The organism is Halopseudomonas salina (genome assembly GCF_008641105.1).
In genome coordinates this window covers 124,476-145,483 of sequence record NZ_VTTI01000011.1, presented here as the reverse complement: position 1 = coordinate 145,483, position 21,008 = coordinate 124,476, and the positions used below count along the sequence as shown (strand labels likewise).

The 21,008-nt window shown below is 55.1% G+C and carries 17 protein-coding genes; 9 read left to right on the top strand and 8 right to left on the bottom strand.

Going from position 1 to position 21,008, the window contains the following annotated elements; translation table 11 throughout:
* Nucleotides 1-71: 71 nt before the first annotated feature.
* Nucleotides 72-959, bottom strand: coding sequence for an SDR family NAD(P)-dependent oxidoreductase (locus tag FZF01_RS16185; protein WP_150279116.1), 888 nt, complete (start codon nt 957-959; stop codon nt 72-74).
* Between the two features lie 345 nt (nt 960-1,304).
* Between FZF01_RS16185 and FZF01_RS16180 the strand changes: the two genes are divergently transcribed.
* Nucleotides 1,305-2,480: a GGDEF domain-containing protein gene (locus FZF01_RS16180; protein ID WP_150279115.1), complete on the top strand. Its 1,176-nt coding sequence runs from the start codon at nt 1,305-1,307 to the stop codon at nt 2,478-2,480.
* Nucleotides 2,481-2,500: 20 nt separating this feature from the next.
* On the opposite strand, the gene FZF01_RS16175 is transcribed toward FZF01_RS16180, so the two are convergent.
* Both FZF01_RS16175 and FZF01_RS16170 read right to left on the bottom strand, forming a co-directional pair.
* On the bottom strand, nt 2,501-4,288 hold the full coding sequence (locus FZF01_RS16175; RefSeq protein WP_150279114.1) for a PAS domain S-box protein: 1,788 nt from the start codon (nt 4,286-4,288) through the stop codon (nt 2,501-2,503).
* 200 nt (nt 4,289-4,488) lie between these two features.
* Nucleotides 4,489-5,748 carry a PQQ-dependent sugar dehydrogenase gene (locus FZF01_RS16170; protein ID WP_150279113.1) on the bottom strand — a complete coding sequence of 420 codons (1,260 nt, stop codon included), beginning with the start codon at nt 5,746-5,748 and terminating at the stop codon, nt 4,489-4,491.
* Between the two features lie 216 nt (nt 5,749-5,964).
* On the opposite strand from FZF01_RS16170, the gene FZF01_RS16165 reads away from it, so the two are divergent.
* Nucleotides 5,965-6,912 (top strand): endonuclease, encoded by a 948-nt coding sequence (locus FZF01_RS16165; RefSeq protein ID WP_150279112.1) that lies wholly within the window; start codon nt 5,965-5,967, stop codon nt 6,910-6,912.
* A 152-nt stretch (nt 6,913-7,064) separates the two neighbouring features.
* On the opposite strand, the gene FZF01_RS16160 is transcribed toward FZF01_RS16165, so the two are convergent.
* From FZF01_RS16160 to bufA2, 3 genes are all read right to left on the bottom strand, one after another.
* Nucleotides 7,065-7,835 (bottom strand): HvfC/BufC N-terminal domain-containing protein, encoded by a 771-nt coding sequence (locus tag FZF01_RS16160; protein WP_150279111.1) that lies wholly within the window; start codon nt 7,833-7,835, stop codon nt 7,065-7,067.
* A complete protein-coding gene (bufB, locus tag FZF01_RS16155; protein WP_150279110.1) occupies nt 7,832-8,668 on the bottom strand; it encodes an MNIO family bufferin maturase in 837 nt (278 codons plus the stop codon). Before bufB ends, FZF01_RS16160 begins: the two co-directional genes overlap by 4 nt.
* 115 nt (nt 8,669-8,783) lie before the next feature.
* The gene (gene bufA2, locus FZF01_RS16150; protein WP_188434482.1) at nt 8,784-9,074 is read right to left on the bottom strand and encodes a BufA2 family periplasmic bufferin-type metallophore; all 291 of its coding nucleotides are present in this window, start codon (nt 9,072-9,074) and stop codon (nt 8,784-8,786) included.
* 208 nt (nt 9,075-9,282) lie between these two features.
* On the opposite strand from bufA2, the gene FZF01_RS16145 reads away from it, so the two are divergent.
* From FZF01_RS16145 to FZF01_RS16115, 7 genes are all read left to right on the top strand, one after another.
* Nucleotides 9,283-9,570, top strand: a complete 288-nt coding sequence (locus FZF01_RS16145; protein WP_150279109.1) for a BufA1 family periplasmic bufferin-type metallophore — start codon at nt 9,283-9,285, stop codon at nt 9,568-9,570.
* Between the two features lie 8 nt (nt 9,571-9,578).
* Entirely contained in the window at nt 9,579-10,121 is a 543-nt protein-coding gene (locus tag FZF01_RS16140; RefSeq protein WP_150279108.1) for a DoxX family protein, read from the top strand.
* Between the two features lie 7 nt (nt 10,122-10,128).
* On the top strand, nt 10,129-10,659 hold the full coding sequence (locus FZF01_RS16135) for a sigma-70 family RNA polymerase sigma factor (protein ID WP_150279107.1): 531 nt from the start codon (nt 10,129-10,131) through the stop codon (nt 10,657-10,659).
* A 1-nt stretch (nt 10,660) separates the two neighbouring features.
* The gene (locus FZF01_RS16130) at nt 10,661-11,302 is read left to right on the top strand and encodes a DUF1109 domain-containing protein (RefSeq protein ID WP_150279106.1); all 642 of its coding nucleotides are present in this window, start codon (nt 10,661-10,663) and stop codon (nt 11,300-11,302) included.
* A 238-nt stretch (nt 11,303-11,540) separates the two neighbouring features.
* The gene (locus FZF01_RS16125) at nt 11,541-13,499 is read left to right on the top strand and encodes a DUF389 domain-containing protein (protein WP_188434481.1); all 1,959 of its coding nucleotides are present in this window, start codon (nt 11,541-11,543) and stop codon (nt 13,497-13,499) included.
* A gap of 713 nt (nt 13,500-14,212) precedes the next feature.
* Nucleotides 14,213-16,084, top strand: coding sequence for a sensor domain-containing diguanylate cyclase (locus FZF01_RS16120; protein ID WP_150279104.1), 1,872 nt, complete (start codon nt 14,213-14,215; stop codon nt 16,082-16,084).
* Nucleotides 16,081-17,916, top strand: coding sequence for a sensor domain-containing diguanylate cyclase (locus FZF01_RS16115; protein ID WP_188434480.1), 1,836 nt, complete (start codon nt 16,081-16,083; stop codon nt 17,914-17,916). Before FZF01_RS16120 ends, FZF01_RS16115 begins: the two co-directional genes overlap by 4 nt.
* Nucleotides 17,917-18,009: 93 nt before the next feature.
* On the opposite strand, the gene FZF01_RS16110 is transcribed toward FZF01_RS16115, so the two are convergent.
* Nucleotides 18,010-18,333: a hypothetical protein gene (locus FZF01_RS16110; protein WP_150279102.1), complete on the bottom strand. Its 324-nt coding sequence runs from the start codon at nt 18,331-18,333 to the stop codon at nt 18,010-18,012.
* A 71-nt stretch (nt 18,334-18,404) separates the two neighbouring features.
* A complete protein-coding gene (locus FZF01_RS16105; protein WP_150279101.1) occupies nt 18,405-20,921 on the bottom strand; it encodes a sensor domain-containing protein in 2,517 nt (838 codons plus the stop codon).
* Nucleotides 20,922-21,008: the final 87 nt, after the last annotated feature.

Genomic DNA, 21,008 nt, shown 5'->3' with positions numbered 1-21,008 from the left:
ATTCGGATCGCCAGCAGAGCAAAAAGCAAGGCCTGACCCTGATCTCTTAGCCGCCCAACTCCCCTCACCCCTCAACCGAAGCTGATAACTTCCTGACCCGCCACATCAGCCAGCAACGGGCTGGCAGCGGCACGCTCAAATGCCTCATCGATGGCTTTGGCACGGGCTTGAGTTGTTGGGCGATAGTTGGGATGAGTGAAGATGTACAGCTCCTTGGCGTTCAGGGCCTCCACCACGCGCTCTCCCACAATCTCAACCGGCAAACCGTTATCGATGATCTTTTGCATCTGCGCCGCCATTGCTGCCTGCTGTGGCGAGGCTTCGCGCTTGGCGCTCTGGCCTTTGTAGCTGCTTTGCTTGTTACGCGCGGACAAATTGATGCGCGTTTTTACAAATGCCGGGCACAGCACAGACACCTGAATGTTGTGTGGCTTCAATTCGGCAAACCAGCTTTCCGACATACCCACAACGGCGACCTTGGTGGCCGTGTAGGCTCCGCCGTAGGGCACGCCGCCCATACCGGCCATGGAGGCAACATTCAGCAGCCAGCCGCCTTCGCCGTGCTGCTTGATGTGGGGGATCATAACCTGGGTGCCGTTGATAACGCCCATGAGGTTAACGTCCACTACCCAACGCCACTCGGTGTTGTCCATTTGCTCGATGCTGCCGGTACCGCCGCCCACGCCAGCGTTGTTGACCAGCATGTGAATCTTGCCAAAGCGTTCAATGGCTTGTGCAGCAAGCGCTTGCCACTGATCAATCTGGGTTACGTCCATCTGCACGGTCAGTACCTGGATGCCCGCCTGGCGCAGTTCCTGTTCTGCGAGCTGCAACTGATGCGCATCTATATCCCCCAAGACGACGTTCATGCCCTGCTTGCCCATCGCCAGAGCAATACTTAAACCAATGCCCTCGGCGCCGCCGCTGACAACAACGGTCTTGCCTGCAAAATCATTCATTTCCCGCTCCTTTTGGTGCTCGCCGCGATCTGCTCACAAATCGGTAGAATCGGGCAGCTGATACTAGATGGCTGCAATGTGCGCCGGATCTGCACTGTCGGTACAGCACTATCTTTATCCATTATTCTGCGGCATAAGCCTCTGCAACCGCGTGCTGACCTGCTATATTTCCTAGACAAGGAAACCAAAAACCACGACAAGACACTTTGACGGCAACACACGTGAACAATCTGCGAGCTAGACGTCAGATGTACTTGGTATAGGCAAAAAAATAAACGTACCGGCGCCCTTCTCTCTTCCAGTTACAAACCATCCGGGCCGCCCGGCCTGCGCGGTGCTTTACCCATGATCGCTCACACGCCAACCATCTTCGCCTCTGTGGCCTGGGTGGCATTGATCATGGCCTTTTGTCTGCTGGTTGTCGGGCGCTTCAACCAACGCGACGGCATGCTGACGGTAGGGGCCGGGTTGCTGGCACACGCTCTGGCCTACGTGTGCTTCACCCTGTTCGGCCATGCCTCCCTGTGGATTACCTACGCGGTGCCCAACTCACTGCTTTCAGTCGCAGTGGCCTTCTACACCGCGAGTATTTTCCGTATCGCCGAGCACCGCGTACCCTGGTTCTGGCTGTTCAGCCTGCCGGTCTGCCAGATACTCCTGCTGACCCTACTGCTCAATACGCTGGAGCCGCGAACACTGGTGGCGTCGGTAATACTCATGATCCAGTGCGCATTCATCATCCGCTGGGCAGCACATTTCGCCCAGCCGGGCGGACGCGCTCATATTCTGCTGATTGTCGGCGCTGGTATCAGTCTGATAGGCGTCCTTATCCGAGTTGTCTCCATTGTTGGGGGCAGCGCAGTGGAAATGCGCTATGACGTCAGTAACCTCAGGCAATCCATTTCCATCAGCCTGGGTACGGTGACGGTGATGATGCTTTCGCTGGGATTGGTGCTGATGTCCAAGGAGCGCAGTGAGGCAGCGCTCAAGTATCTTGCCCTGCGCGATGCCCTCACCGGCATACCCAACCGACGCGCCATTCTGGAAGAGCTTGAGCGTGAAATAGAACGTGCGCGAAGGACTGAGACGAACCTGGCCATCGTCATAATCGACCTGGATCATTTCAAGAATATCAACGACCAGCATGGACACCTGGCTGGCGACGAGGTGTTGCGGCACTGCGTTGAACAGATGAAAAATAGACTGCGACAGACCGACCGTCTGGGCCGCTACGGCGGAGAAGAGTTCCTGCTGATGATGCCCGGCGTCACCGTGGAGGGGGCCATGAAAGCGGCAGAAGATCTGCGCCTTGCCATTTCAGAGAATCACACCCAGTTTGGCGAGCAAAGCATTCCCCAGAGCTTCAGTGCCGGCGTGTGGGTCGGTGTGCCAAACGCCAAAGACAACGGCAACAGCCTCATCGCTCAGGCAGATGCCGCGCTGTATGAATGCAAAGCGGCAGGACGAAATACAGTGCGGTTAGCTGGTCGCGAGTTGGTGGATGCAGACACGAAGTACTAGGTGTAACTGGGGTTTGGAAGCTAGCCACTGCCTCCTCTGTTGGACAAACGGCTGAGGGTATCTGCCAAACCGTCAATGCGCGACACCGTTTCACTCAGTAGCTCATTGATTTCCTTTGCCGAGGCGCCTGATCGCATGGCCAGTTGTCGCACTTCATCCGCAACAACGGCAAACCCTCGACCCGCTTCTCCGGCCCTTGCGGCTTCGATAGCGGCATTCAAGGATAGCAAGTTGGTTTGTGCAGCAATCCCGTTGATGGTGGAAACAATAGCGCCTATCCGCTGGCTCGAGTCGACCACCTGTTGCATGGCCTCCTTGGTTTTTTCGATGGTTTGCATGCGTACAGACGAGTCAGTCCCGAACATCACATATTTGTGGATCGCCCCATCAAATCCCCGCGCTGGGCTGATGGTAGCTGACAACCAGTGGGTTTTGCCCTGTTTGTCGAAAACGGTCTTGTCCATTTGTACAGGTTGGCCTTGCTTGAGCTGCGTCAATCCGGCCCGATCTACAAAGTTTTCCAGGTCGAACTGAGTGCCTGGCAGGTCCTTGACCGAGGAGTAACCGAGCAGTTCGAGCAAGAAGGGGTTGGCATCTACCACCTTTTCCTGAGCATTCCACTCGAGTATCGCGTTAGTAGCACCTATAGCGTGGAGCTTGACGGTAAAGTCCAGCGCCTTGAGTTTAGTATCTGTAATGTTGGCCTGAATGGATATGAACTGTTTGAGTTGTCCTGATTCATCAAAAACCGGGTTGATGGCTAACGAAATCCAGTAGGGTTTGCCATGGCGATCATAGTTGAGGATTTCATCATAAAATGGCTCCTGGGCATGAAGTTTTGACCGGATATTCGCGACCGTTACACTATCTGTATGAGGACCCTGCAACAGTGGGCCAGGCCTTTTACCCTGCACCTCAAACAACTTATATCCGGTCAGGCGCTCAAACCCTGGATTGACATAATCAATAAGACCCTCGGGGCAGGTAATGATGACTGCATTGTCCGTTTCGTCTGCCACAAGCGAGAGAAGTCGGACTCTTTCGCGTTGCATAACTTGAGCGGTAACGTCCTTGATGAAGGCGGTGTACAGTGTTTTACCTTCAAGCTGTACCTTTGAAAGAGACAGGCTACCCCAGAGTTTACTGCCATCCTTGCGTTCAATTTCAACTTCCCTGGAGGTGCCGACAATCTTGTCGACTCCGGTGCGCCGGTTGGCGTTAACCAAGTCATCATGTTGATGTTGGATAACTCGAGGTACCAACATACGAACATTCTTACCAATGACCTCACCAGCCGCGTAACCCCACAAGCGTTCAGCGGCGGCGTTGTAAAATGTTACGCAGTTCAACTCGTCAATACTGACAACCGCATCAATACTCTGCTCGAGTATCTGTCGAATACTTTCCCGGTTATTGCGCTCCGCGCTGATGTCCTTGACAAACGCAGTGTAGGTAATCTCTCGGCCCATTCTGACTTTCGACAGCGAAAGGTTTGCCCATATCTTGCCGCCGTCGGCGCGTTCGATAAGTACGTCCCTGGATGTGCCGACTATTTTGTCCTGACCGGTGATCCGGTTAGCGTTAACCAGATCGTCATGGCTTGCACGAATCGACATCGGGACCAGTTTGTTAACATTCTGGCCAAGGATCTCTCGCCTCGATATACCCCAGAGTCGTTCAGCCGCAGCGTTGAAAAAAGTCACATTGTTTCTTGCGTCAATCGATACAACGGCGTCAAGTGCTTGCTCCAGAATCTGGTTCTGGCTCGAGCTGCGCCCAACTAAACGAGCTATCAGTGTTCTGATCATGGCGATACTCTATGCGGGCAGTTCATTGTTACTGGTAATACAATAAATCACGCCATGACCATTTCAAATCAATTCAAGTAAAATGTGTGTCTGTTGTTTACAACCACCAACTTTATTCAGCACGGCACAGATACGGCGCAGAGGTGATGCTTAAAACTTAGTAGCAGAGCCAGAAATAAGCTGGCTCTGCCGCAGACCTACTACTGGGGCGTCAACTTCAGCAGCGAGCCGTTGCCTCCCCGTTTACCATCTTCCAGTAGCCAGATCGCCCCGTCCGGACCTTGCTCAACCTCACGCACACGTTGTTGCAAGTCAAAACGTTCTGCCTCCCGCGCACTCTCTCCATCGAACTCGACACGCACGAGGGATTGAGACGAAAGGCCACCGATAAAGCCGCTGCCTTGCCACTCAGGAAAAAGCTCTCCGTCATAGATGATGAAGCCCGCTGGTGAGATAACCGGCGTCCAGCTGATAACGGGCGCTTCAAACTCTGGACGAGTATCGTGATCGGGGATGGGCCTGCCGTCATAGTGCTCGCCATTGGATACTATTGGGTAACCGTAATTGGCACCTTTTTCGATCAGATTCAGCTCATCGCCACCTTTGGGACCCATTTCATGGGCCCACAACCTGCCTTCAGCATCGAAGACCATGCCCAGGATATTTCGGTGCCCCAATGACCAGACCTGGGCCGCGACCTCGCTCTGATCGGTAAAGGGATTACCCTCAGGCACGCTACCATCGTCGTTCAGTCTGACCATCTTGCCCAGGTTGCCCGTCATGTCCTGGGCAGGATCAAACTCCTGACGTTCGCTGGAGCTGATCCAGAGCATTCCCTCATCATCAAATGCAAGACGGTGGCCGAAATGACCATCGCCAGACATCTTCGGCGTCTGCCGCCAGATCACTTCCAGATCCTCAAGCGAGCCACCACCATTCTCGTCCAATACCAGCCGGGCCCGGGCTACCGCAGCACCGGAGCCACCGTCACCAGCCTCGACATAGCTGATATAGATCTGCTGGTTACTTGCAAATTGCGGGTGCAACAGCACATCACCCAATCCGCCCTGCCCGGCATGAACGACGTCGGGCACGCCCTCAATACTCTCGGTTTCGCCTGCCCCCAGATCATGCAGACGCAGGTTGCCTGCCATCTCCGTCACCAGAAGGCGACCGTCTGGCAGGAATGTCATGGCCCAGGGTGACTCGAACTGCGCGATCTCGGTCATCGAAAAAGACGAACCAGAGTCAGTTGTTTCCATTTCGTCCTGATCAGGTGCCGCCATCGTTTCGGCAGTTTCTGTGTCGGTAGCAACGGGAGCCGCCTCTTCCGGCGCTGCCTCGACAGCGCTGGTAGGTGCTGAAAGCTGCTCCTGGTTACCCGGATTCGATGAGTTATCGCAGGCGGTCAACAGCCCAAGGGTGGCGAGAAAAATCAGTGAATGTCTGAAGGGGACCATGGTTGCTCCTGAGTGGTTGGGAAATCAGATCCGTTATTTCGCCGTGAATTTCACGACATTTGTAAAACAGCTTAGCAGCCGAATACAGGTATAAGACCCCGAAATGTGTGAGCATTTATCTGGTGCCTCAACAGCACCTGCATTATCAGACAGATCACGTATACTCCCGCCCAGAAGTAGCCGGGACCCCGGTTGTACATTGCTATAAGCCGTTCAATGTATCGATTTAGCCGTTACGGGCTTGGCGCCTCCCTGCTGGCGCTGTGGTTACTCAGTAGTACGCTGCTTGCCGCTCCAGTCTCATTCGAGGCCGCAAAAAACCAGGCCCGCGAACAGGTCTATCATGATCGCAATACACTCGGCAGCCTCTACTGTGGCTGCAACTGGGAGTGGACCGGTCGCTCCGGCGGTCGCCCTGATCTGCAAGCTTGCGATTACCAGATACGCGCCCAGCCCAACCGTGCCCAGCGCATTGAGTGGGAGCACATCGTCCCGGCCTCGCTGTTCGGACAACAGCGCCAATGCTGGCAGCAAGGTGGACGCAGCAACTGCAAGCGCACCGATCCGCTGTTCAATCGCATGGAGGCCGATCTGCATAACCTCACCCCGACCGTCGGCGAAGTTAATGCAGACCGCAGTAACTACCGCTTTGGTGTGTTGCCGTCGGCGCCACGGCAGCATGGACGCTGCGACTTCAAGGTGGACTTCAAAGGGCGTGTGGCCGAGCCACGTAACGCGGTCAAAGGGCAAATCGCCCGCACCTACTTTTATATGCACGATCATTACGACTTGCGGCTGGCAGAGCAACAGCAACGCCTGTTGATGGCCTGGGACAAGCAGTTCCCGGCCAGCGAATGGGAGCAGCTGCGCAACCGACGTGTCAGCAGCCTGATGGGCCACGACAACCCCTTCGTCACAGGCACGCGTTACTGGACCTTGCACCATCGCAATCAGGCCGGCGGGCTTAAAAGCGTAGGAGTCAACACAATGTCAGAAGCACCGGAGGCGAGCGCTGGAGTGCGAGGTAACAGTCGCAGTCAGCTGTATCACTTGCCAAATGGCTGCCCGGGCTACACGCAGATTGGCAAGAAAAACCGGATCGAATTTGGCTCTGAACAGGAAGCCATTACCCAGGGTTTCCGCAAGGCGGGCAACTGCCGCTGAAAGCGGAAAGCCAAAATTCATAGGAAGAGCTGTCAGGTCTTGCCTGTCGGTAAACGTATCTACGATCCAGCCTCCTGTGTGATTCCAAAAGTCAGAGAACGGACCACCCTTTAGGCCTGGCTATGCGGTACCTATAGCTCGATAAATAATCCTTAACCGATGCTGACAACCAGCCCGTCGGTTAGCCAGCGACTAAGCATGGTTCCTGCAGCGGCTGCTGCTTCGTCTGCAGGGCATGCAGCCAGGACTATCTCACAGGCATCGCCGTAACTCGCACCGCCCATCATCGCTTGCAGTGCGCCTGCCTCGTAGTTATCTAAAAGGCGGAACACCGGGAGCTCTCCTTCACGCCAAACGATGGCCGAGTGTGATGCGCTCAGTTTGCCGACCGGCAGTGCGGCTTGTGCCGTTGCCGTTTGTTGCCATAGTGCTATCAGATCATGAGTAACGACGCGCGCGGTGAGTTCCGGGGTGAATCGCAAGCGCAGTTCATACCAGGCGTCTGACTCAAAAGAAGCGGTGGCCTCGGCAAAGGCGGTCACCTGCATAGCGTCAACATCAGGTGCAGTAAACGCACAATGCATGGCCCATTCCAGCCACGCCAGTTCCGACACCTCGGGATCGTTTTGAAAAAGAGCCGCACAGGTCGAGCAAAAGTCTTGGCCAACATGATCCAACGACCAACTGTGCGGTGGATGTTGAACAAGGTGATGAATAGCCGCCCGGGTAAATGTCGCTTCGCCTACCAGCCGACAGGTGCGCCCAAAGGTGTTGTGCAGAGCCTCAATTGTCGCGGTGCGATAATTATTACGGTACACCGCCAATCCTGCCTGTTGCTGCTTGCTCCAGTACCCGGAAACAATAGCGTCCTCACCAACCAGGCTGGCTATCATTTGGTTTTGCATGGTTGCGAGCGAGGTCATGCCGCTGTCTCCTGTTTCACCTTGCGCGCGCAGTCCCGTGCACAGTCCAGCTCCGCCAGCAATTCCGGCAGCGGCGGTATGGCATCGTCGCGCTCCAGCAAAGTGCCCACTCCGTCAACCCGGTTCACTACCTTCTCGTACAACGCCCAAACCTCCCCGCATACTGGTCGATCGTGGGTGTCGATGCGAATATCGCCAGGCGTGTGCCCGGCCAGGTGAATTTCGCGGACTCGCGAAAGCGGCAACTGCTCCAGATACTCCAGCGGGTCAAAGTTATGATTGTGGGCGTTAACGCACAGGTTATTAACGTCCAGCAACAGGTAGCAACCAGTACGCGAGACCATCTCCTTCAGGAAACGCGCCTCGGTCATTTCGTCTTCGGGAAAGGACAGGTAACTCGAGGGATTTTCAAACAGCATGGCGCGACCCAAGTATTCCTGTGCATGATGAATATTGGCACAAACGATTTCCAGTGCCTCCATAGTCAAGGGCAAAGGGAGAAGATCATGACTGTTGTGGGCGGTGGTTCGTGTCCAGCAGAGATGGTCTGAAACCCACAAGGGCTCTATACGCGTGACAAGTGTTCTGAGGCGGGCCAAATAGCCTTGATCCAAGCCCTGGGCAGAGCCAACCGACATGGATACGCCATGTAAGCTGACTTCGTGTTTCTGGCGAACTTGCTCGAGAATACGCAGTGGCTTGCCGCCCTCGATCATAAAGTTTTCGGAAATCACCTCCACAAAATCCACAGGCACTTGATGCTCAAGAAAGTTCTGATAGTGGGGCGAGCGAAGGCCCAGCCCGTAGCCGGGAAAGGTTATGGGTTTGGACATATTTCTGCTCCGAAGCTGTGAGTTTTAGAACCTGCACTCCCGGGGGAATGCAGGCGGTCAAACTGGGTAGATACATAGGTTGGTGGCGTTCAATCCAGATTTAGCCTTTGGCCAATCAGCCCAGGTCACCGATGGTGCCGCCTTTGCTCAGACATGCACCGGCTTCCATCGCTTTGAAGCCGTGCCCTTTGCAGGCGTTCTGGGCTTTACAGTCGTGCTCGGTGGTCGCGCAATCGGACATACCCTTACAACTGTGCACGTCATAGCAATGCACCTTGTCTGCGGCGTTAATGGCCACGCCTTTGCTGCCAGCAGGGAGCTCTGCTGCGCTTGCCGTCAAAGAGAGGATGGCGAAGGCAGCGGCGGTGGCGGCGGTCATGGTCGCTTTTTGAGAAAATGTTTTCATGCTCAGGTCCTTTTCAAACAGTGTGTTTTCAAGTGAAGGAAGTACGCGTTAGGCGCGCACTAACTGGTTCGCTCACGCCCGATCAGAAGTTACACCCGATTTTTTATTTTTCAGGTGTAACCCAATGAACACGCCCAACGAATTAGCAGATGTGCCCGCGAGGAAAGTGGCGCACTAAACCTTCAACTTATGAACAACGGTGACTGCTATGAACACGCGAACAATTGCCCGCCTTGCGGGGCTGACCCTTACTGCCACTCTGGCAAGCGGCCTGATGGCTGCGACGGCCGGTGCCGAGGAAAAAACCCCCATGGAGAAATGCTACGGTGTCGCGAAAGCCGGAGAGAACGACTGCGCTGCCGGTGCCGGTACCAGTTGCGCAGGAACCTCCACCACGGATTACCAGGGCAACGCCTGGACACTGGTGGAAGCCGGCACATGTGAAAGTATTGATACGCCCAATGGCATGGGCTCGCTTGCGCCTATAGAGGGGTAATCCAACCCATGCTATTTATTCAATGGCAAAGGGCGAGCACGGTTTACCACGCGTTACTTCGTCCGCTAACCACGCCCTTCACCGAGGGGCTGGCACTGCTTCTGGTCCGTGTAGCCCTGGCGGGCGTGTTCTGGCGCTCCGGGCGCACCAAGGTAGAAGCGGAAACTTTGATCACGATAAAGGACAGCGCCTATACACTGTTCGAGTATGAATACACTGGCCTGCCTCTGCCGGCGGAACTGGCGACACCTCTGGCCACTTACGCCGAGCATGTGTTCCCGGTTCTGTTGGTTCTGGGTCTGGCCACACGCTTCTCGGCGATGGCATTGTTGATCATGACTCTGGTCATTCAGATTTTTGTCTACCCGGAGGCTTGGTGGGCGACCCACAGCCTATGGTCCGCTATGGCCCTTGTGCTGATGGTGCGCGGAGGTGGCTGGTTGACGCTGGATGCAGCTTTGGCTCGCATGATGGAGATGATTGCACGTAAGCGCCTTGTTACATCTGCACCGCTTGAAGCTGCCAAGCGGCCACCTGCACAGGTTGAGTAATCACACAATGCAGCAGGATGAACCCACACTTGCAGGCTTGATGGCAGCCGCCCAGATGGGAGACCGAGCGGCCTACCGCACCCTCCTCAAGGAAGTGCAGCGTTGGCTGGAACGTTATTTCCGCCGCCGGGTAGCGCCGCAGCAGCTTGATGACCTGGTGCAGGAGGTGATGTTGGCCATGCACAACAAACGCGCGACCTGGGACTCATCGCGTGCGTTTCTACCCTGGTTAGCGGCCATTGCTCGCTATCGGTGGCTGGACCATTTGCGCGGCCATTATCGCGCGCCAGAGAAGCCATTGGATGATGCCGACTACGCTGCACCTGGTGAAGAAGATGCATTGCACGCCCGTTTAAGCCTGGATCGCCTGCTGGCACAGTTGCCCGATAAACAGCGAAGCGTGATTGACTTGGTTAAAATCAGCGGGCTTTCCGTTGCTGAGGCAGCGGCACGAACTGGGCAAAGCGAAAGCCTGGTCAAAATCAACGTTCACCGTGGGCTAAAACGACTGACCTCACTGGTGGAAAAGGCAAATTAATATGAAAAAAACGAACCAATCTCTGATCGATGACTTAACTGAAGACCTGCAACCCATCCACCCGGTTCTGCCGCGACAAGGGTTACTTTGGGTGGCTGCAGCCGCGCTTGCGACTCTTGTTCTAGTGGTTTTGCTATTGGGCGTATGGGAGGGGGTAACCTCCGGGAGGGCCTCGGCATTTTTCTTTATCACCAACGGCATGTTGGCCGCCCTCGGCGGCGGCGCAGCATGGACCGTGGTACATATGGCCAACCCTCAGGTCGGCAACTCCGCCCGCCCCACCCTCTGGAGCACCTTGCTACTGGCCATCATACCGGCAAGCGCGATCATCACAGAGACCGCACACGGCCGGATGGATGAGGTTATAACGGACGTTCACGGTTTTGCCTGCGCCATGCAGGGCATAGCGTTCGGTATGATTACTGCCGGCGCTCTGATTTTTTGGTTGCGCCGTGGTGCGCCTGTGTCACTTGTGGCGGCGGGCACCCTGACCGGCTTCGCCGCCGGTGCCATTGGCAGCTTTGCCTACGGTCTGTCCTGCCCGTTCGATAGCCTGGGCCATCTCGCCATATGGCACTGTATTCCGGTGGGCTTTTGCGCGCTGGCGGGGCGTTTTGCAGTACCAAAGTTAATTCGCTGGTAATTGATTAACTTGGCGCTGACTGAGCACTTGTGAAAAGCAAACAGTGTAACTTATCTCGCAATAGCAAACCTTGACCAATTGGGCTTAAAGAAAAATGTTTATCTGACCCCAACTTTTCACTCCCATGCGCAGAAGCGAGATGCCAGGAGTAAATCAGGTTCTTGTCACCCAGCCCTTTTCCGACAAGCATCGATCACGCACAATTGACGCCTTGCATACCAATCGGAAATCCTCGCACGTGACATTTCATCAACAGGTACTGCTCGTCTGCCCAGTCGCACACCAGGCTCGCTTGCCGGATATTCGCGCCTTTGCCGCAGAACGCAACATTCTTCTCCATGAATTCGACAAGAACACTTTTCTCAGCCAACCGGGGCTCTGCCTGGACCACGCCGAGCATGTGGTGGTGATTGTCGAGGACGATGACATAAGCGAATACGTTAACCAGGCCAAAACCCTGAACTTCTCGCTGGGCATCATCCCGGCCAATCCGAAAAGCCGCCTGCACCGTTGGTTTGGCATCCCGGGCAAACGCGATGACGCGCTGGCACTGGCGTTCGCTGGCAATGCCACCGCACTGGATGTGGTGCGTTGCAATAACGAGGTAGTGCTGGGCATGCTGATGCTTGGCGAAACCCCGTTCCTCGACCAGCGCAGCAAGACTTACCAAAACCGCAAGGCCTCGAACTGGCAGCACCTGCTCTACTGGCTGGCACTGGTCTGGAACAGCCTGCGCAACTTGCTGGTGATCAAGCCCTTCCCGATCACCCTGACCACCGGCAAGGACGTCACGCTGAAAACCGCGATTACCGGACTGGTAGCCATCGAGAATGACGTCAACAGCGCCGCTGCCAAACTGATCAACACCAGCATATCGGCGCAGGATCGCAAGATCTCGACAATCCTGGTTGCGCCAAAATCAGTGACCGAATACCTGGCCTTTCTACTGGCCGCCGTATTCAAGGGCGAAGCCGGGGTAAAACGTTTGCCAGCCGCGGTCAGTTATATCAAGAGCCAGCACCTCAAGCTGGAGTCATCGCAACAGCTGACCTACTTCGTTGACGGCCGGCGCCGACAGGCCAGCGTGATTGAACTTGAGCTCTATCCCGAGGCAGTGCGCATCAATACCGGTGAGATTCTTCAGGCCAGCCAGCAAGGCAACCGCCAGAGCAAGGACACCATGAGGGTCGAGAATCTGCCGACCAATGAAACACGCCTGAAAATGATCCAGAGTCACCTGCCGCTGTTCACTCGCGCGCTGGAGGATGATTTCAAGGATCTGTTTCTGCTCTTGCGCGATAATGCCCAGGCTCCTGCGCACTACATTGCGCTGATGGCGCTCAGCGTTGTTGTGGCCAGCTTCGGTCTGTTTCTCTCCAGCGCTGCGGTGATCATTGGTGCCATGGTCCTGGCACCGCTTATGGCGCCGATCATCTCTTTGGCCATGGGCTTGCTGCGAGGTGACAGGACCCTGCTGGACCGTTCGCTGTTGACCATTGGTATCGGCGTTCTGCTGGCGCTGGGTACGGCAGCCATCATCGCCCTGATTATCCCGATTGATCGCATCACCCCGGAGATGGCCGGGCGCCTTCACCCCAATCTGCTGGATCTCGGGGTTGCCATTGCTTCGGGTATTGCTGGCGGCTATGCGCATGCTCGCGAAAGCATCATGAAAAGTCTGCCCGGAGTCGCCATTGCCGTAGCCCTGGTGCCACCGCTGTCGGTGGCCGGCATCGGCATTGGCTGGTGGCAATGGGAAGTGTTCAGCGGCGCCATGCTGTTGTTTCTTACCAACCTGGTCGGCATTGCCCTTAGTGCGGCGCTGACCTTTCTGGTGCTGGGCTATGCCCCGCTGGTGCGTGCCAAGCGCGGGCTGGCGATTTCCGGCGTACTGCTACTGGCCGTATCGATTCCGCTGACACTGGCTTTTATCGACATGAACAGCCACTGGCAGATCGAACGCGACCTTAGCCGCTATGGCCTGCTGATCAATGGCAAGCCCGTCAACCTGAGCAACCTGCAAGTCAGTCGCCAGGGCGGCAGCCTGCTGGTGCGTGGCGACCTGGTTGCCGAGCAATGGCTGCAGCGTGAGGATCTCGAACAGCTGCGCGACCAACTGGAAGAAAAATGGGATCGCCCCGTTACTCTGGAACTTGGCACCCGCCTGAGCGTGCAGCACATGTCACAAGACCCCTGAATCGAGAAACGCCAAATGGTGTGATAGCCGTGTGGAGTAGCCTCCAACTTGTGAACAGTTAGGGAAACCGGGGTTTGATACCTTCTTGAAACTCAAGCGCTGCCAAAGGACTAAATGCTGGCCGCAACGCAGGCCTGCAAAGCTAACCGCTGGTACCGAGGTCTGACATGGCTTGCGCTTGGCGCGATGCTGCTGGGTGGGATGGGGGCTGCGCTTGCACACAAGCTGGGACTGGATTGGGTCGGTGGATTCGAGCGCATAACTCAGTCCGGCTATCACAGCTGGCTGCTAATCACCGCTGTCATGGGTCTCAGCCGAAGTTGGAGTCAGTCATGAGGCTGTCGGATAAGACTTAATCTCGGGGCCCGCGTAAAGCCCCGGCGAAAATATTAACCGGCATGTGTTCTTGCTACCAAAAGAGCATTTCAAGAATGACGTCACCTGGCCGACAATAGTATTGGATGTCAGCAATGATGAGGCTCTTTGCCAAGTGTGTCTCCCCACCGAAAAGCAGCGTCAAAAAGCCAACTGGCATTTCAGCAGATACTCTGGCTTGCAAAATTGCGGCTATAAACCCTTTTGTGAACCTGTCTGTGTTTGGCCGTTATCCGCTCGCAAAGGCTCTCAGCATTGTAACTGTATTTGTCGCATCGTTTGTTCGGCTCGATGAATGAACGATAAGATCAGAAGTATATCGAGGCTGATCAACTGCCATGTCGAGTCACACGGGTTTGTTTCGTTTGAACAGCAAGTACTCTCACCTTGTCCGCCGCGCCTTGCTGGCGTTCCTGTTTTGCCATGCGTTTCCAGTATATGCCGATGCCCTGTCCCTCACCTCTGACCTTACCCGCGTTCAGTTGGGACCCTATGTAGATTACATGGAAGATCCTAGCGGCACATTGACGATCGACCAGGCTCGAGCCCCCTCCTCCCGCTGGCTCAATTCCGATCAGGACATTCTCAACTTCGGTTATTCGGCCTCCGCCTATTGGCTTCGGGTCGGACTCACTCAGGCCGAGGCCCTACCCGAGACCTATCTGCTGGAGATAGCCTATCCGGTGCTGGACCATGTCGAAGTCTATATTTTCGAGAACGGCGCACAGGTGGCGTACCACTCAATGGGTGATCAGCAGCCCTACTTTCAGCGCCCGATCGACCACACCCATTTTCTCGTGCCGATAGCGCTACACCCCACTGTGATGACCAGCGTCTACTTGCGTGTCCTGAGCACATCAGCGGTCCAGGTCCCTCTGAACCTGACTCAGGAACTAACCATGGTCGAGATCAATTACAACCAGGGAATGATAAAGGCTCTTTACTACGGGGCCATGCTGATAATGGCGGTATACAACCTGTTGGTTTTCTTCTCCATTCGCGACGTCAATTATCTGTATTACGTTCTGGTAGTCGTATCGATCATGACGTTACTGGGTGGTATTCAGGGGCTGACGTTCAAATACCTATGGCCAAATACAACTGAGCTGAATGATTCCATTTTGATCGTGGCACTTAGCAGTCTGGTCATTTTTTCCGCTCTGCTTTTTCGCAGATTTCTGGATACCCCAAATACCCGACCAGTACTGGACAGGGTAATGCTGTTGATCGCGATCCTGCCCCTGTTCACGATGGCCACCGCGTTTTACCTGCCCTATCGGCCGCTGGTTCAAACAACCATAGTGCTCGCGGTAGTCGGGATAGTAGCGGGTTTCTGGGCTGCCATTGTCCGCTGGCGAGATGGGTTTGAAGCTGCCAAGTACCTTAACCTTGCCTGGACCTTCGTACTCGCTGGAGGGATTGTTTTCGCGTTCAACAAGCTCGGCATTCTCCCGCGCAACCTGTTTACCGAGAATGTCATGCAGCTCGCGACTGGCATGCAGGCGCTTCTTCTATCATTCGCGCTGGCCTACCGAATGAACTCAGAGCGCGATCTGCGGGAGAAAGCCGAACAAGAATCTACAGCCGCGCAAAAAGCATTGCTGGACCAGCAGATCAAGGCCAATGAAGATCTTGATCGGCTAGTGCAACACCGCGCTGCTGAGCTGCAGGAAGCAAACGAGAGATTGGAGGCACTTGGCGCGACAGACAGTCTGACTCTCCTACTCAACCGGCGTGCCTTTGAAGATCGCTTTCTTGTCGAATATGAGCGGGCTTACCGGAATCAATCCTCTCTCGCTGTTTTGATGGTCGATCTTGATCACTTCAAGCACATCAATGACAGCTACGGGCATCTGTTCGGCGACGTCTGTCTGACCCATGCGGCCCAGGCAATCAAGAACAGTCTCAGCCGCGCCTCCGATGTCGTCGCACGCTATGGGGGCGAGGAGTTCATCGTCATGCTGCCTGATACGGATACCCAGGGTGCAGCCTCCATCGGTCAGGCCATCCTGGACGCCCTGGCATGCATGATCGTCGATGATGGGCAATATACCGTCACCCTTACCGCAAGTATCGGGGTCGCCGCCCACATCCCCCGGAGCACATCAGACCGAGAGACGTTGTTAAAAGAAGCAGACCAGCATCTCTACCTCGCCAAGGGCAACGGCCGGAACCGCGTTGAATGGCAACCTGGGGCGCCATCCCTATGAGATGGATACGGCTTATTCTGTATTGGCTGCTGGCACTCTCGACTGCGCCACTGGCCGCGGAGCCCCCTCAACCGCTGATACTCTCTCCCGGTCAGTCATTGTTCTCCCTCAACACCCATATAGAATACCTGGAGGACAAGGAGGGCCAGCTAGGCATCGACGCGCTGCTCGCAAGCGGGCTTGAGTGGCAACCCCCCAAACGAGAGGTGCTCAGCTTCGGTTTCACCAGCTCAACCTACTGGGTTCGGTTCACCGTCTCCCGGGAATTAACGGATAACAGCCCCGCAACACCCTATGTTCTGGTGATCGGCAACGCAATTCTCGATTGGGTAGATGTGTATATCTACGAGAACGGCTCCTTGGCTGCGCATCATTCGTTAGGCGACAAGCTTCCCCATGCTCAGCGCCTCCTGGATTACCCCCACTTTGCCGTCCCGCTGAAACTGCAGCAGAGCGACACCACTACCGTGTACCTGAGGGTTCGCAGCAGCTCTTCAGTACTTATCCCTCTGCATATCTACAGCAATCAGCACCTGGTGGAGCGCAGTTACGAGAGAGCTGTGGCACAGGCATTGTTCTATGGCGCCATGCTGGTCATGGCCCTATACAATCTGCTGATACTCAAGTCGATCCGCGATGTCAGCTATTTCTATTACGCCATGATGGTGCTGTCCACTGCCGTGGTGTTTGGGGGCATCGAGGGCATCTCGTTCAAATATCTCTGGCCTGATGCTACCTGGCTGAACGACGTGGTGCCGATCATGTCAGTCGCCAGCCTGGTCGCTTTTGCCGCACTGTTTTTCCGTAGCTTCCTTCTGCTTCCACAGACGCGCCCATTTCTGGGCCGCCTGGCTCTGGGTTTTGTGTATGCCTCCGCACTCATCATGGCCGGTGCATTCATCTTGCCTTATCAACAGATGATGATGCTTGCGGTCCTGCTAGCCATTGGCGGGATCATCTGTGCTGTATGGGCCGGGTTCGCACGCTGGCTTGACGGCTTCCATGGCGCCTGGGTATTCAACCTGGCATGGGGCTGTCTACTGGTCGTGGGCATGCTGCTGGCACTTACATCCCTGGGTATCCTTCCGCTCGAGTGGTTTTCCATGCGGATCACGCAGATAGGCGCTGGTCTGCAGGCCGTTCTTTTGTCCTTTGCCCTGGCTCATCGCATGCGTTTCGAAAAACGCATGGCGGCGTTGGCTCGGCAGGATGCAGCCAAAGCGCAGCAAAAGATGCTTGAACATCAGATACAGGCTAATGAAAACCTTGATCGAATCGTCCTTGAGCGGACACTGGAGCTGGAGAAAACCCATGCCAAGCTCAGGGAGATCAGTACCACTGATGGCCTGACTCGATTGCTCAATCGGCGCGCCTTTGACGATGTTTTTCTGACTGAATACCGAAACGCCCACCGCTGCCAACGGCCGCTTGCCGTCCTTATGATCGACCTCGACCACTTCAAGCGCATCAATGATAATTACGGCCACTCCTTCGGAGACCTTTGCCTGGTCAGAACGGCCGAAGTCATTCGCGCCTGTCTACGGCATTCCGCCGATATTGCTGCCCGCTATGGTGGTGAGGAATTTATTGTTCTTCTCCCCGAGACAGACATCGAGAATGCCGTAGCCGTGGCGCAACTGATCATGGACGCCTTGAGTCGGAGCCTCGTGACTGACGAACAGCACCAACTGAGAGTCTCTGCCAGCATTGGCGTTGCCTCTGGGGTGCCCAAAGAGCTCACTGATCAGGAGGCTCTTTTGCGGGAGGCTGACCGCCAACTGTATCTCGCCAAGGAAAATGGTCGAAACACAATCGAATGGCAGAAAAACTGATTCAACGAATCCAACCCCAAGAGCGCGACGCACAGCGCTCGGAGTCTGGCTTAGCAATTTCTTTTACCCGAAATGAGGCGGCTTCGCTCCGCTTCAGCGTCGTGAAGTGCGCACGTCCAGGTAATCACGCTGGATTGCCGTTTCCAGCGCATTGACGGCGCTGACCAGCTCGTCATAGGTTTCTCTGAACCCACGCAAGGTGGCTACTTGTCGGCTATCAGGCGCCTTGCCCTGACAGACCTTAGCCATATCGGCGAGGCAACAGAGATAGTTCTTACGTGCCTGAGCAACCATTGTCAGCAGCGGGTTGAGCTCTTCAAGGCTCAATTCCGGGATGGCTGGATTGATGATGCTGCGATTGATTTCCCGGCGCTGCTTTTCCAGTTCCAGAAGTAAGCGATTATTATCGATAGCCATGTTGTTACCCTGAGTCTACAAAAAACGGATGACCCTATTATTCTCGCATTTGCAGACACTCGCGTAACGATTTACTCGTAGCCCGCATGCAGCTTTTCGATAATTAGTTCAGGCGGTTGCGGGCGGCCGAAGAAATAGCCCTGGAATCTTGTGCACCCCAGTTCCCCCAGAGCCTGTAATTGTTCCTCCTGTTCGATACCTTCCGCGATGACGTCCAGGCTCAGGGCATCGGCCAAGAGCAGAATGACTTTTACTATCGAGCGGGTTTCCGGATTGCTCAAAAGGGTCCTCACAAAGCTGATATCTATCTTCAGTTCATCGATGGGTAGCTGTCGTATGTAAGATAAGGAGGAGTACCCCGTGCCAAAGTCATCAAGGGAAAAGCGCACGCCCATAGCCCGGATTCGGGACATCTGCTGAATACTGGTTTCAATGCTCTCGGCAATAACGCTTTCGGTAACCTCAAGCATCAGTACCGATGCCGGCAGGCCGGTTTCAGCCAGGGTATTGGCTACCTTTTCGGGGAAGTTGCCCATCGCCAACTGGCTTTGGCTGATGTTCACAGAGAGCGTCCAGCTCTCTATCGAGAACTCTTTGCGCCAGCTGCTCATTTGGCTGCAGGCTTTCATCAGTATCTGATCGCTCATGGGCACTATCAGGTTCTTCTTTTCCGCCAACTCAATAAAGCTGACGGGGTTGAGTATCCCGCGTTCGGGATGGTGCCAACGGGCCAGCGCTTCAAATCCGATCAATCTGCCACTGCTATCCACCTTGGGCTGGAACCAGGGAACAATCTCGTCCCCTGCATTGAGAGCTCGGTTCAAATCCGCCGTGAGCTGGTGTTCCTCTAGCAGCTCTTTATGCATGATGTCGTCAAAGAGACTGAAGTTGTTTTTGCCTTTTTTCTTGGCGTCATACATCGCTATGTCGGCCATCCTCATCAACTCGCTCGCGCTGATTGAGTCATCGTTGAAAAGCACGAAGCCGAGACTGGTCGAGATGGGCGGACCATGGCCCAGAGTGTCCGATGGTTGCGCTGCCGCTGTGAGAAGTTGCTGAGCGGTGTTACTGACCTCTCCAAGGGCCGCGCTGTACTGCCTGTGCGACGTATTGATAACCATCAGGAACTCATCGCCTCCCAATCTTGAGATCGAATGGTGATCTGCCAGGACGCTGACAAATCGGCCAGAAATTTCGATCAATAGCTGATCACCATCATGATGGCCCAGCGTATCGTTTATCGCTTTGAAATCATCCAGATCGGTGAGCATCACGGCGCCAAAATAACCGGTTTCAGCGCAGTTGCGCAGGCAACTCTCCAGTCTCAAGGCGATCAGGCTGCGGTTTGGTAGCTTGGTCAGCGGATCGAAGTAGGCCAGATTCTCGATTTTTTCCTGATGCCGCTTCTGCTCCGAAATGTCCCTGACTATAGCGATGAAACGGGCAGGCTCGTCTTCCAGCTTGACGAGCTGCATGGAGATATCCACTGGCAGGTTGTGGCCGTTCTTGTGACGATGAAAAGTCTGGAAATTCAAACGGGGTACCTTGCCTTCCATCAGGGGCGCGATGATCTTTCTGAATTCAGGTTCGGGGTAGAGGGGTTTTAGGTCGTAGGGGTGTAACTCCAGAAGTTCGCTCTGGGTGTAACCAAGCTGGTCAACCGCACCCTGGTTCACGTAGAAGAACTGCAGGGTCTGAGCATCAAACATGAATACGCAATCGAGCGTGCTGTCGAGTGTCTTGCGAAAGCGTTTGAGGTTCAACCTGGCCTCCTCGCTTTCTGTGATGTCTTGCAAAGCGGCGACCAGCAAGCGTTCAGACCCGACCCTGGTTTCTGTAATCGCGATCTGAAGCGTAAAACGCGTGCCGTCGGCCCTCAAACCCTGGACCGCACGCAAATTACCCATGATTTTGCCGGTGGTTTTGCCTTCAGCATGGGCCTGCATGTAACCAGGATGATGATGCGCAACTTCTGGTGGCATGAGTTTGGTGATGAATTCGCCGACCAGTTCGTTTTCGGGGTATCCAAACATCTTAACAAGCGCGGGATTCACGCTCTGGATTCGCCCCTTGAGATCAGTCATGACAACCGCGTCATAGAGCGTGTCAAGGATCGCGCGATTAATATTGAAGCTGTGCTCAAGCGCTTGCTGGCTCTGATCCTCCGAAGTCCCGGCGGAGATAATCTGTTCGGCCAGCAGAGCAATACGGGGAAGGATCTCCTCTTTTGGCGTATCGGTCGGTTTTGGAGAAACGCTGAGAGCCACCAGTAGCCCCTGGTGGTCTCCCCTGCCATTGAACAGATTGACGGCCTTGAGCGTGCGGGCCGTCATGAAGGTGGATCCGGTAGTCTCACCGCTCAGTACAGCGACCGTTTCCCGCAATTCAACCTTGATAAGTTCTTTCGAGCTTCTGTCAATCAGGTCTTCGGCGGCCTGGAGATAGGATCTGATTTCTGCGGTATCGGCAGGCGTGTGTATGACCGGCTCAAGGGACTCACCCAGCACCAGAGCAAGCCACTTATCATTGGTAGTGCTCGCGGAAAGCTCGAACAGGTCTGCGATAGCTTGCCTGACCTTATGATTCATACATCGCGCCTTGTCCTTGTCTTTTATGGCTACGCGTTGTCAGTGAGCAGTGCCTATCGATCGAGAGCGACTGCGCAATGATATCAA

Bases quoted from the DNA above. Each gene is read 5' to 3' on its own strand.
- FZF01_RS16135 (WP_150279107.1), top strand. From the start codon at position 10,129: ATGCAGCAGGATGAACCCACACTTGCAGGCTTGATGGCAGCCGCCCAG.
- FZF01_RS16185 (WP_150279116.1), bottom strand. From the start codon at position 959: ATGAATGATTTTGCAGGCAAGACCGTTGTTGTCAGCGGCGGCGCCGAG.
- FZF01_RS16105 (WP_150279101.1), bottom strand. From the start codon at position 20,921: ATGAATCATAAGGTCAGGCAAGCTATCGCAGACCTGTTCGAGCTTTCC.
- FZF01_RS16165 (WP_150279112.1), top strand. From the start codon at position 5,965: ATGTATCGATTTAGCCGTTACGGGCTTGGCGCCTCCCTGCTGGCGCTG.
- bufA2 (WP_188434482.1), bottom strand. From the start codon at position 9,074: ATGAAAACATTTTCTCAAAAAGCGACCATGACCGCCGCCACCGCCGCT.
- FZF01_RS16180 (WP_150279115.1), top strand. From the start codon at position 1,305: ATGATCGCTCACACGCCAACCATCTTCGCCTCTGTGGCCTGGGTGGCA.
- FZF01_RS16145 (WP_150279109.1), top strand. From the start codon at position 9,283: ATGAACACGCGAACAATTGCCCGCCTTGCGGGGCTGACCCTTACTGCC.
- FZF01_RS16110 (WP_150279102.1), bottom strand. From the start codon at position 18,333: ATGGCTATCGATAATAATCGCTTACTTCTGGAACTGGAAAAGCAGCGC.
- FZF01_RS16170 (WP_150279113.1), bottom strand. From the start codon at position 5,748: ATGGTCCCCTTCAGACATTCACTGATTTTTCTCGCCACCCTTGGGCTG.
- FZF01_RS16160 (WP_150279111.1), bottom strand. From the start codon at position 7,835: ATGACCTCGCTCGCAACCATGCAAAACCAAATGATAGCCAGCCTGGTT.
- bufB (WP_150279110.1), bottom strand. From the start codon at position 8,668: ATGTCCAAACCCATAACCTTTCCCGGCTACGGGCTGGGCCTTCGCTCG.
- FZF01_RS16175 (WP_150279114.1), bottom strand. From the start codon at position 4,288: ATGATCAGAACACTGATAGCTCGTTTAGTTGGGCGCAGCTCGAGCCAG.
- FZF01_RS16115 (WP_188434480.1), top strand. From the start codon at position 16,081: ATGAGATGGATACGGCTTATTCTGTATTGGCTGCTGGCACTCTCGACT.
- FZF01_RS16130 (WP_150279106.1), top strand. From the start codon at position 10,661: ATGAAAAAAACGAACCAATCTCTGATCGATGACTTAACTGAAGACCTG.
- FZF01_RS16140 (WP_150279108.1), top strand. From the start codon at position 9,579: ATGCTATTTATTCAATGGCAAAGGGCGAGCACGGTTTACCACGCGTTA.
- FZF01_RS16120 (WP_150279104.1), top strand. From the start codon at position 14,213: ATGTCGAGTCACACGGGTTTGTTTCGTTTGAACAGCAAGTACTCTCAC.